The 11,783-nt window shown below is 73.8% G+C and carries 10 protein-coding genes and 1 rRNA gene; all 11 read left to right on the plus strand.

Annotation, left to right across the window (positions count from 1 at the left end):
* The first annotated feature begins 17 nt into the window (after nt 1-17).
* On the plus strand, nt 18-1,736 hold the full coding sequence (locus BMW62_RS18885; RefSeq protein ID WP_244524159.1) for a SpoIIE family protein phosphatase: 1,719 nt from the start codon (nt 18-20) through the stop codon (nt 1,734-1,736).
* Nucleotides 1,737-1,815: 79 nt separating this feature from the next.
* A complete protein-coding gene (gene argC, locus BMW62_RS18890; RefSeq protein WP_211435196.1) occupies nt 1,816-2,856 on the plus strand; it encodes an N-acetyl-gamma-glutamyl-phosphate reductase in 1,041 nt (346 codons plus the stop codon).
* Nucleotides 2,853-4,004: a bifunctional glutamate N-acetyltransferase/amino-acid acetyltransferase ArgJ gene (argJ, locus tag BMW62_RS18895; protein ID WP_091934246.1), complete on the plus strand. Its 1,152-nt coding sequence runs from the start codon at nt 2,853-2,855 to the stop codon at nt 4,002-4,004. The genes argC and argJ overlap by 4 nt, the downstream gene beginning before the upstream one ends.
* Nucleotides 4,001-5,002, plus strand: a complete 1,002-nt coding sequence (gene argB, locus BMW62_RS18900; RefSeq protein WP_091934249.1) for an acetylglutamate kinase — start codon at nt 4,001-4,003, stop codon at nt 5,000-5,002. The genes argJ and argB overlap by 4 nt, the downstream gene beginning before the upstream one ends.
* Nucleotides 4,999-6,189: an acetylornithine transaminase gene (locus tag BMW62_RS18905; protein ID WP_091934251.1), complete on the plus strand. Its 1,191-nt coding sequence runs from the start codon at nt 4,999-5,001 to the stop codon at nt 6,187-6,189. Before argB ends, BMW62_RS18905 begins: the two co-directional genes overlap by 4 nt.
* Before the next feature lie 79 nt (nt 6,190-6,268).
* Nucleotides 6,269-7,216, plus strand: a complete 948-nt coding sequence (gene argF, locus BMW62_RS18910) for an ornithine carbamoyltransferase (protein WP_091934254.1) — start codon at nt 6,269-6,271, stop codon at nt 7,214-7,216.
* 58 nt (nt 7,217-7,274) lie between these two features.
* Nucleotides 7,275-7,826 (plus strand): arginine repressor, encoded by a 552-nt coding sequence (locus BMW62_RS18915; protein WP_091934257.1) that lies wholly within the window; start codon nt 7,275-7,277, stop codon nt 7,824-7,826.
* Nucleotides 7,823-9,268: an argininosuccinate lyase gene (argH, locus tag BMW62_RS18920; protein ID WP_091934260.1), complete on the plus strand. Its 1,446-nt coding sequence runs from the start codon at nt 7,823-7,825 to the stop codon at nt 9,266-9,268. Before BMW62_RS18915 ends, argH begins: the two co-directional genes overlap by 4 nt.
* 2 nt (nt 9,269-9,270) lie before the next feature.
* Nucleotides 9,271-9,924, plus strand: coding sequence for a DNA-3-methyladenine glycosylase (locus BMW62_RS18925; RefSeq protein WP_091934293.1), 654 nt, complete (start codon nt 9,271-9,273; stop codon nt 9,922-9,924).
* Nucleotides 9,921-11,213, plus strand: a complete 1,293-nt coding sequence (gene tyrS, locus BMW62_RS18930) for a tyrosine--tRNA ligase (RefSeq protein WP_091934263.1) — start codon at nt 9,921-9,923, stop codon at nt 11,211-11,213. Before BMW62_RS18925 ends, tyrS begins: the two co-directional genes overlap by 4 nt.
* 364 nt (nt 11,214-11,577) lie before the next feature.
* Nucleotides 11,578-11,783, plus strand: a 16S ribosomal RNA gene (locus BMW62_RS18935); the annotation flags it as partial.

Below are 11,783 nucleotides of genomic sequence, written 5' to 3' on the forward strand. Positions count from 1 at the left end.
GTGGAGGCGTGAGCGCGATGCACGGTCGGGCCGAGGAGCACCCCAGGCGGCCGGCGACCCAGGACCCGCTCCGCGATCTCCACCTCCTGCGGGCCGCCGTCGAGGGTGGTCTGGACGGGATGGTCGTCGTCTCGTCGGACGGCGTCATGATCACCTCCAACCGCAAGTTCCAGGAGATCTGGCCGATCCCGGCCGAGATCGTCGCCTCGGGTGACGACGACGCCGCGCTCGCCTCGGTGCTCGACAAGCTCGTCGACCCCGACGCCTTCCTGGCCCGGGTGCACGATCTCTACGCGCAGGCGGCGGGGGCTGCCCGCGACGAGCTGCTGCTGCTCGACGGCCGCGTCCTGGACCGGTACGGCACGGCACTGCGCGGTCCGGACGGCGATTACATCGGGTGGGCCTGGTACTTCCGCGACGTCACCGCGGAACGTGCCGCGGCCGTGGACGCCGAACGGCTGGGCGCACTGGTCGCGGTGGCCCGCGCCCTGGCCGACGCCGGGTCGGAGGACGACGTGCTCGCCGTCATCAGCGGCCGTGGCGCCTCGGTCCTCGGCGCACAGGGAGCCGCGTTGTGCCTCGTGGAGCCGCGTGGCACGCACGTCCGGATCCTGGGGACGACGTTCTTCGACGATGAGCTGCGAACCGACGTCGCGACCCTGCCGGTCGACGCTCCGCTGCCCATCGTGCACGCCGCTGTGGCCGGGCGACCCCAGTTCCTGGACGATCGGGCTGAGGGGGTGCGGTCGTTCCCCGGGGCCCTGGAGGTGTACGAGCGGGCGCGCACCGAGGCGACCGCCGCCGTGCCGTTGGTTGTGCACGGCCGGGCCATCGGCTCGTTGGCCCTCGCGTTCGAGAACCGCAGGCCGTGGCTGGTCTCGGACAAGGTGCTCGTCACGGCACTGGCCGCGCTGACGGCGCTGGCGCTGGACCGGCTTGCTGCCCAGGCGGCGGAGCGGGAGGCAGTCCGGGAGGTGCGCCGGCTCTCCGAGAGCCTGCAGCGCAGCCTGCTCGCGCCCCTGCCGCGGTCCGACCGGCTGCAGATGGCCGCCCGCTACCAGCCGGCCGCACGCGAAGCGGAGATCGGCGGTGACTGGTACGACGCCTTCTCCACCGTCGACGGGGCGATGACGCTGGTCGTGGGCGACGTCGCCGGCCACGACCGCACCGCGGCCGCCGCGATGGCCCAGGTGCGCAACGTGCTGCGCGGCGTGGCGCAGACGCTCCGGGGATCCCCGGAAGCCGTCCTGTCCGCACTGGACGATGCCCTGGCGCGCCTGCACGTGGCGAACCTGGCCACCGCCGTCCTCTGCCAGCTGTGGCCGAGCGACGAGGACCCGAGCGGCCGCACGTTGCGGCTCCGGTGGTCCAACGCGGGGCACCCGCCGCCGCTGCTGGTGCACACCGACGGCCGCTGCGAGCTGCTCGCCGGCGCCCCGGAGGTCCTGCTGGGCGCGCACGTCGAAGGCCGGCGCACGGACCGCGAGGTCGAGATGCCACCCGGAACGGCACTGGTGCTGTACACCGACGGGCTCGTCGAGCGGCGCGACCAGCTGTTCGACGACGGCATCGAGCAGCTCCGGCAGGCGGTGGAGGAACTGCACGGTCTGCCCATCGAGCAGCTCTGCGACGAGGTGCTGGCGCGACTCACCGGCGGCGACAGCGAGGACGACGTCGTCCTGCTCGTCGCGCGCGTACCCGGTCGGCCGGCAGAGCACCGACCACCGCAGGACTGACGAGGCGGCTGAATCCTCCGGTCCCGTGGCCGGGAACTCCTGGTGAACGGCTATGCATGAGCGTGTATGGTCATGCATCGTGAACACAGGGAAGACGTGGACGGTCGGGGTCACCGGCGCCACCGGGTACGCCGGGGGAGAGGTGTGCCGGCTGCTGGCCGGGCACCCCGACCTCCGGCTGGCCGGGGTGCACGCCAACTCGAGCGCCGGCCGACGCCTGGGTGAGCTGCAGCCCCACCTGCTCCCGTTCGCCGACCTGACCGTCCGGCCCAGCGACGCGGCGAGCCTCGCCGGCTACGACGTCGTCGTCCTGGCGCTGCCGCACGGGGAGTCCGCGGCGATCGCCGACCAGCTGCCCGCCGAGACGCTGGTCATCGACTGCGGCGCCGACCACCGGCTGAACGACCCCGCCGCCTGGGTGCGCTGGTACGGCGGCGTGCACGCCGGCACCTGGCCCTACGGCCTGCCCGAGCTCCCCGGCCAGCGCGAGAAGCTCGCGGGAGCCACGCGTGTCGCCGTCCCCGGCTGCTACCCGACCTCGGTCACCCTCGCGATGGCCCCGGCGCTCGCCAACGGCCTGGTGGAGCCCGACGTCGTCGTGGTGGCCGCCAGCGGCACCAGTGGTGCGGGCAAGTCGCCGAAGGCCCACCTGCTCGGCAGCGAGGTCATGGGCGCGGCCAGCGCCTACGGCGTCGGGGGCGTGCACCGGCACACGCCGGAGATGGTCCAGGGTCTGTCGCAGGCGGGCGGTACGGGGGTCACCGTCAGCTTCACGCCGACCCTGGTGCCCATGAGCCGGGGCATCCTCGCCACCTGCTCGGCGCCGCTGCGGCCCGGGGTCGATGCCGAGGCCGCCCGGGCCGCGTACGCGCAGGCCTACGCCGACGAGCCGTTCGTGCACGTGCTGCCCGAGGGCCAGTGGCCCACGACGGCCCAGGTGCTCGGCGCGAACACCGTCGCGCTGCAACTGGCCGTCGACGCCGACGCCCGCCGGCTCGTCGTCGTCGCCGCCGTCGACAACCTCACCAAGGGCACCGGGGGAGCGGCGGTCCAGTGCGCCAACCTCGCCCTGGGCCTCCCTGAGACCACCGGCCTCCCGGTCGTAGGAGTCGCGCCGTGACCACCACCGCCCCCCAGGGGTTCAGCGCCGCAGGGGTCGCGGCCGGGCTCAAGTCCTCCGGCGACCCCGACGTCGCCGTCGTCCTCAACACCGGCCCCGACGACGCCGGGGCCGCGGTGTTCACCACCAACCGCTTCCCGGCCGCGCCGGTGCAGTGGAGCCGCCAGGTGCTCGCCGGTCAGCGGGCCCGCGCTGTCGTCCTCAACTCCGGGGGCGCCAACGCCTGCACCGGGCCCGAGGGCTTCCAGGACACCCACGCCACCGCCGAGCACGCCGCCGCGGAGCTCGGGATCGGGGCGATCGACGTCGCCGTCGCGAGCACCGGCCTGATCGGCGTGCGGCTCCCCATGGCGAAGCTCATCGCCGGCGTCACCGCCGCGGCCCGCCAGCTCTCCGAGGACGGCGGCGCCGACGCGGCACGGGCGATCATGACCACCGACAGCGTGCCCAAGACGACGGCGCAGCTGCGCGAGGGCTTCACCGTCGGCGGGATGGCCAAGGGCGCCGGCATGCTCGCCCCGAGCCTGGCCACGATGCTCGTCGTCCTCACCACCGACGCCGCCGCCGACCCCGACGTCCTGCAGCGGGCGCTGGAGACGGCCACCGCGGTCAGCTTCGAGCGGGTCGACTCCGACGGGTGCCTCTCGACCAACGACACCGTCATCGTGCTGGCCAACGGCGCGAGCGGCGTCACGCCGAGCGAGGAGGAGCTCACCGAGGCGCTCACCGCGGCGGCGACGGACCTGGCGATGCAGCTGCTCGCCGACGCCGAGGGCTCGACCAAGGACATCGCGATCACCGTCCGGAACGCGGCCACCGTCACCGACGCGCTCACCGCGGGCCGGGCCTGCGCGCGCAACAACCTGCTCAAGACGGCGCTGTTCGGCAACGACCCCAACTGGGGCCGCGTGCTCGCCGCGATCGGCACCACCGACGCCGCCTTCGAGGCCGACCGGGTCGACGTGACGATCAACGGCGTCACCGTCTGCCGGGGCGGCTCGATCGGCGACCCGCGCGAGGGCGTCGACCTCACCGGCCGGGAGATCACCATCGACGTCGACCTCCGGGCCGGCGCCGAGCAGGCCACGATCTGGACCAACGACCTGTCCATCGCCTACGTGCACGAGAACTCGGCCTACTCGACATGAGCCAGCAGGACCCCACCCCGCCCGACGTCCGCATCGACGAGCCGGCGCCGCCGCCCAAGCTGCCCCGCCGGGTCGGCACCAGCCGGGTCATGCGCACCCACGACCCCGAGGGCGACGCCGCCAAGGTCGCCGTCCTCACCGGCGCGCTGCCCTGGCTGAAGGAGTTCCACGGCAAGGTCGTCGTCATCAAGTACGGCGGGCACGCCATGGTCGACGACGAGTGCCGGCGCGCGTTCGCCGACGACATGGTGTTCCTCCGGACCTGCGGCATCCTGCCCGTCGTCGTGCACGGGGGCGGCCCGCAGATCACCGAGATGCTCGGCCGGCTGGGCATCGCCAGCGAGTTCCGCGGCGGCCTGCGCGTGACCACGCCGGAGACGATCGACGTCGTCCGCATGGTGCTCACCGGGCAGGTCGGCCCCGACATCGTCGGGCTGATCAACCAGCACGGCCCCATGGCCGTGCACCTCTCCGGTGAGGACGGCGGGCTGCTCACGGCCCGGCGGACCGCCGCGGTCGTCGACGGCGAGCCGGTGGACGTCGGGCTGGTCGGCGACATCGCCGCCGTCGACACCACCCCGGTCACGGCGCTGCTCGAGGCCGGTCACATCCCGGTCGTGGCGAGCGTGGCCCCGGACGCGGACGGCGTCGTGCACAACGTCAACGCCGACACCGCCGCCGCCGCACTGGCCGCGGCGCTGGGCGCGGTGAAGCTGGTCGTGCTGACCGACGTCGAGGGCCTCTACGCCGACTGGCCCGACCGCGGTTCGCTGGTCCAGCAGATCGACGCCCGCGAGCTGGCGGAGATCCTCACCGACCTCGACGCCGGGATGATCCCGAAGATGGCCGCCTGCCTGCGGGCGGTCGAGGGCGGGGTGAAGCGGGCGACCGTCGTCGACGGCCGCACCCCGCACGCCCTGCTCCTGGAGACGTTCACCACCGAGGGCACCGGGACGATGGTCGTCCCGGCCAGGGACCAGAAGGAGGGCACAGCATGACCACGCGCACGGAGGAGCTGGCCCGCCGCTGGTCGGCCGTGATGATGAACAACTACAAGGCGCCGCCGGTCGCCCTCGACTCCGGCGCCGGGGCGACCGTCACCGACGTCGACGGGCGGGAGTACACCGACCTGCTCGGCGGCATCGCGACCACCATCCTCGGGCACGCGCACCCCCGGGTCGTCGAGGCGATCACCACCCAGGGGGCGAAGCTCGGTCACGTCTCCAACCTGGCGATGCACGAACCGGGCATCCTGCTCGCCGAGCGGCTGCTGGAGCTGGCCGGGCGCCCGGGTCGGGTGTTCTTCTGCAACTCCGGGGCCGAGGCCAACGAGGCGGCGTTCAAGGTCAGCCGCCTCACCGGCCGCACCCGGGTGGTCACCGCCGAGGGCGCCTTTCACGGCCGGACGATGGGCGCGCTGGCGCTCACCGGCCAGCCCTCGAAGGCCACCGCCTTCGCGCCGCTGCCCGGTGGGGTCTCCTACGTGCCCTACGGCGACGCCGACGCCCTGCGCGCGGCGGTGTCTGGCGAGACGGCCATGGTGCTGCTCGAGCCGATGCTGGGCGAGGGCGGCGTGCTGCCCGCACCGGCCGGCTACCTGCCGGCGGCCGCCGCGGCCGCGACCGACGTCGGCGCGCTGTTCGCCGTCGACGAGGTGCAGACCGGGATCGGCCGCACCGGCTCGTGGTTCGCGCACCAGGCCGACGGGCTGCACCCCGACCTCATCACCCTGGCCAAGGCGCTCGGCGGAGGCCTGCCGATCGGCGCGATGCTGGCCTTCGGCGAGGCTGCGGAGCTGCTGACCGCGGGCTCGCACGGCTCCACCTTCGGCGGCAACCCGATCGCCGCCGCCGCCGCGCTCGCCGTGCTCGACACCATCCGCGACGAGGGGCTGCTGGAGCGCGCCAAAGAGCTCGAGCACCGCTTCACCGCCGGCATCGAGGCGCTCGGCCACGCCGGCATCAGCGGCGTCCGGGGGAGGGGCGCGCTGCTCGGCGTCGTCCTCACCGTCGACGTCGCCGCCGCCCTGGAGGTGCAGCTGCGCGCCGCCGGCTTCCTGACCAACGCGGTCGCCCCGGGCGTGCTCCGGCTCGCCCCGCCGCTGGTCCTCACCGACGCGCAGGTGGACGCCTTCGTGGCCGCGCTGCCCGCCGCCCTCGACACCGCGATGGAGGGCGAGCCGTGAACATGACGTGCGAGCGAGCATCGCAGGGAGCGCCAGCGACCGAGGAGCGGAACGAGCACGGAATGGAGCCATCAGCACAGTGACCCGGCACTTCCTCAAGGACGACGACCTCACCCCGGCCGAGCAGGCCGAGGTGCTCACCCTGGCCGCCTCCCTCAAGGCCTCCCGGCACACCGGCGAGGCGCCCACCCCGCTGCGCGCCGCCAACGGGGTGCCGAAGGCGGTCGCCGTGCTGTTCGACAAGCCCTCCACCCGCACCCGGGTCTCGTTCTCCGTGGGCGTCGCCGAGCTCGGTGGCTACCCGCTGGTCATCGACGCCGGCAGCAGCCAGCTCGGGCGCGGGGAGCCGATCGAGGACACCACCCGCGTGCTCGACCGGCAGGCCGCCGCGATCGTGTGGCGGACCTTCGGCCAGGACCGCATCGAGGCGATGGCGGCGGTCAGCCGGGTGCCGGTGGTCAACGCGCTGACCGACGCCTACCACCCCTGCCAGATCCTGGCCGACCTGCAGACGGTCATCGAGCGCAAGGGCTCGCTGGCCGGCCGGTCGATGACGTACCTCGGCGACGGCGCCAACAACATGGCGCACTCCTACCTGCTCGGCGGTGCGACGGCGGGCATGCACGTGCGGATCGGCTCGCCCGAGTCCTTCCGGCCCGACCCCGCCGTGCTGGAGCGGGCGGGTCGGATCGCGGCGGAGACCGGCGGCTCGGTGGCGTGGACGCCGGACGCCGCGGCCGCCGCCGACGGGGCCGACGTCCTGGTCACCGACACCTGGGTGTCGATGGGGCAGGAGGACGAGTACGACACGCGCGTCGCGCCGTTCCTGCCCTACGCGGTGGACGACGCCGCCCTCGCCCGCGCCGCCGCCGACGCCGTCGTCCTGCACTGCCTGCCGGCCTACCGCGGCAAGGAGATCGCCGCCGAGGTGATCGACGGGCCGCAGAGCGCGGTCTGGGACGAGGCGGAGAACCGGCTGCACGCGCAGAAGGCTGTGCTCATCTGGCTCCTGGAGAAGAGTTCGTGACCGTCGCCGACCCGGCTCGCCGCTGCTCCGCAGGGCTCCCGCGACTCCTGGCGCGCGCATGACCTCTGCCCTCAACCGCTCGGCGCGCCAGGCCCGCATCCGCGAGCTCATCGAGGCCCGTTCGATCACCTCGCAGACCCAGCTGGCCGTGCTGCTGGCCGAGTCGGGCATCGAGGTCACCCAGGCCACGCTCTCGCGGGACCTGGAGGAGCTGGGCGCGGTGAAGCTGCGCGGCTCCGACGGCGCGCCGGCCTCCTACGTGCTGCCGCCGGAGAACGCGCCGCTGCGCCCGGCGCAGGCCGCGCCCGCCCGGCTCACCCGCCTGCTGGCCGACCTGCTCACCGCGGCCGAGGGCAGCGCCAACCTGGCGGTGCTGCGCACCCCGCCCGGGGCCGCGCAGTTCCTGGCCTCGGCCCTGGACAAGGTCGGCCTCCCCGACGTGCTGGGAACGATCGCCGGCGACGACACTCTCCTGGTGGTGTCGCGCGATCCCGACGGCGGCCCCGCGCTCGCGGAGCGGCTGCGGGCCATGGCCGCCCGCACCCCCGCCGTCTACCCCGAGCTGCACAGCGACCTGGCCGACGACCCCTCCGGAGGAACGACCCCGTGACCGTCCCGAACGCCCCCGCGACCCACACCCGGCTCTGGGGCGGGCGCTTCGGCGGTGGCCCATCGGACGCCCTGACTGCGTTGTCTAGGTCCACCCACTTCGACTGGAAGCTCGCCCCCTTCGACCTGGCCGGCTCCCGGGCGCACGCCCGGGTGCTGCACCGCGCCGGGCTGCTCGCCGACGACGAGCTGGAGCAGATGCTCGGCGCGCTGCGGGAGCTGTCGGACGAGGTCGCCGCCGGCACCTTCGTCGCGGTCGAGTCCGACGAGGACGTGCACGAGGCGCTCGAGCGCGGGCTCACCGAGAAGCTGGGTGCCCTCGGCGGCAAGCTGCGCGCCGGCCGCAGCCGCAACGACCAGATCGCCACCGACCTGCGGCTCTACCTGCGGCACACCGTGCGGTCGCTGGTCGGGGAGCTGTCGTCGCTGGAGTATGCGCTGGTCGGCCTGGCCGAGCGCTACCAGGACGTCGCCGCACCCGGCATGACGCACCTGCAGCACGCCCAGCCGGTGCTCTTCGCCCACCAGCTGCTCGCCCACGCGCACGCCTTCGCCCGCGACGTCGACCGGCTGCGGGACTGGGACCGGCGGACCGCTGTGAGCCCCTACGGCTCCGGCGCGCTCGCCGGCTCCTCGCTGCCGCTGGACCCGGACGCCGTCGCCGCCGAGCTCGGCTTCGACCGCGCATCGGACAACTCGATCGACGGGGTGAGCGACCGGGACTTCGCCGCGGAGTTCTGCTTCGCGACGGCGCTGATCGGCGTCCACCTCTCCCGGCTGGGGGAGGAGGTCGTGCTCTGGACGTCGACCGAGTTCGGCTGGGCGCGCCTGGACGACGCCTGGGCCACCGGGTCGTCGATCATGCCGCAGAAGAAGAACCCCGACATCGCCGAGCTGGCCCGGGGCAAGTCCGGCCGCTTCGTCGGCAACCTGACGGGCCTGCTGACGATGCTGAAGGGCCTGCCGCTGGCCTACGACCGCGACCTGCAGGAGGACAAGGAGCCGGTCTTCGACTCGATGGAGCAGCTGCTCCTGCTCCTGCCGGCGGTGACCGGGATGGTCGCGACCCTCACCCTGCGCCCCGAGGTGCTGGAGGCGGCCGCGCCGCAGGGCTTCGCCCTGGCCACCGACGTCGCGGAGTGGCTGGTCCGGCAGGGCGTCCCCTTCCGGTCGGCGCACGAGATCTCCGGTGCGATGGTGGCCTTCTGCGAGGAGGCCGGGCTCGAGCTCGACCAGCTGGACGACGAGCAGCTCGCCGGCATCGACGAGCGGCTCACTCCCGACGTCCGCGCCGTGCTGTCGGTGCCGGGCGCGCTGGCCGCGCGGTCGGCCCGGGGCGGGACGGCGCCGGAGCGCGTCGCCGGGCAGCTGACCCAGCTCGCCGAGGCGGCGCGGCAGCACGCCGAGTGGGCGGTGTCCTCGCCCGTGGCGGCGGCCCTCTGAACGTGCCGCCACCCGGACCGGGGTCGCTGGTCCGGGCGGAGGACCTGCTCGGACCGGTCGACGGGGTGGCGCCGTCCCTGCTGGGGTGCTGGGTTGTCACCGACCGGCCGGAGGGCACCGTCGCGCTGCGGCTCACCGAGGTCGAGGCCTACTCCGGGTCGGGCGTCGACCCCGCGGCGCACTCCCACCGGGGCCCCACGCCGCGCGCGGCGATCATGTTCGGGCCGCCGGGACGGCTGTACGTGTACTTCTCCTACGGGGTGCACTGGTGCGCCAACGTCGTCGTGGGGCAGGAGGGCGAGGGCTCGGCGGTCCTGCTGCGGGCCGGGGAGGTAGTGCTGGGGGAGGAGCTGGCGCAGGCCCGACGACCAGCGGCGCGCACCGCGCGTGACCTGGCCGGAGGGCCCGCCCGGCTGACGCAGGCGCTCGCCGTCGGGCGCGCCGACCTGGGCACCGACCTGCTGGACCCGTCCTCCCCGGTGCGGCTGCACCGGGGGGCCCCGCCGGCCGCCGTCTCGGCCGGCCCCCGCGTCGGGATCAGCGTGGCGACCGAACTGCCCTGGCGGTTCTGGGAGACCGGCGCCCCGTCGGTGAGCGCATTCCGGTCGGGTGGCCGACCGCGTCGCCGCCGGGGCGGGCAGGATGGACCCCCGTGACCACGCCTTCCGCTCCCGGAGTCATCGACGAGCTGCACCGCCGCGGGCTGATCGCCCAGAGCACCGACGAGGCCGCCCTGCGCGCCCACCTCGCCGAGGGCCCGGTCACCTACTACGCCGGCTTCGACCCGACGGCGCAGAGCCTCCACGTCGGCCACCTGCTCCAGTTCATGGTCCTGCGGGCGCTGCAGCGGGCCGGTCACGAGCCCGTCGTCCTCGTCGGCGGGGCGACCGGGCTGATCGGTGACCCGCGCCCCTCGGCCGAGCGCCAGCTCAACGACCGCGACACGGTCGGCGCCTGGGTGGAGCGGATCCGGGAGCAGGTCGCGCCGTTCCTGGAGGTGCCCGCTGAGGCGGACGGCACGAAGGCGCCGATTTACGTGGACAACCTGGACTGGACGGCGCCGGTGTCGGCGATCGACTTCCTCCGCGAGCTGGGCAAGCACTTCCGGGTAAGCCAGATGCTGGCCAAGGAGGCGGTGTCCGCCCGGCTGAACTCGGAGGCCGGCATCAGCTACACGGAGTTCAGCTACCAGATCCTGCAGGCCAACGACTACCGGGAGCTGCACCGGCGGCACGGGGTCACGCTCCAGACAGGCGGCTCCGACCAGTGGGGCAACCTGACCGCGGGCATCGACCTGGTCCGCCGGACCGAGGGTGCACGGGTGCACGCGCTCAGCACGCCGCTGGTGACCAAGTCCGACGGCACCAAGTTCGGGAAGTCCGAGGGCGGGGCGGTGTGGCTCGACCCGGCGCTCACATCGCCGTACGCCTTCTTCCAGTTCTGGCTGAACGCCGAGGACGCCGACGCCCGCGCGTGGCTGCCGCTCTACTCCGAGCGCCCCGCCGAGGAGGTGCAGGCGCTGGTGGCCGAGAGCCTCGAGCGGCCGGCCGCCCGGGCGGCGCAGCGGGCGCTGGCCGAGGAGCTCACGCGGCTGGTGCACGGGCCCGAGCAGCTCCGCCAGGCCGAGGCGGCCGGCCGTGCGCTGTTCGGCCGCGAGGACCTGCGCTCCCTGGACGAGGCCATGCTCGGTGCGGCACTCCAGGAGGCGGGCAGCATCACGGTCGACGGCGAGCTGCCGACCGTGGCGCAGCTGCTGCAGCAGACCGGCCTGGTCGGTTCGCTGTCAGAGGCACGGCGCACGGTCAAGGAGGGCGGCGCCTACCTGAACAACGAGCGGGTGACCGACGGCGAGGCGCGGCCGGGAGAGGACGTCTGGCTGCCCGGCGGCTGGCTCGTCCTCCGCCGCGGGCGCCGTTCGATCGCCGGCGTCCGGCGGGCCGGCTGAGGCTGAGGGGCGGGTGAACGCCCGACGACAGCCGTGTGGCGGCAGCGTGTCGGGCGTCACCGGACACGGGTTTGACACCGCCTGCGCAGCCACGTAACTTTCTCTTTGCGCCGCGCGGCCCGGGAGGGCCGCCGGACCAGCCCCCGCTAGACGGGCTGCTGGAAACCGGCGTAGAGTTGGACATCCAGCCAGGGACGAAGCCCGGAAGGGTCGAGTTTCTGCGCGTCCGCTCCTTGAGAACTCAACAGCGTGCCGAAAGTCAGTGCCAAGTAATACCCCGTGCCGGTCTTCGGATCGGCTGGGATTCCTTTGGTTGATTGATATCGAGAGTGTCAGCTCTCGGTTCTCAGCCGGTATCAAATCATCTACGGAGAGTTTGATCCTGGCTCAGGACGAACGCTGGCGGCGTGCTTAACACATGCAAGTCGAACGGTGAACCACTTCGGTGGGGATCAGTGGCGAACGGGTGAGTAACACGTGGGCAACCTGCCCCTGGCTCTGGGATAACTCCAAGAAATTGGGGCTAATACCGGATATGACCGCTGACCGCATGGTCTGGTGGTGGAAAGA

The sequence above is a fragment of the Blastococcus sp. DSM 46786 genome (assembly GCF_900109665.1).
GTDB classification, from domain to species: Bacteria; Actinomycetota; Actinomycetes; order Mycobacteriales; family Geodermatophilaceae; genus Blastococcus; species Blastococcus carthaginiensis.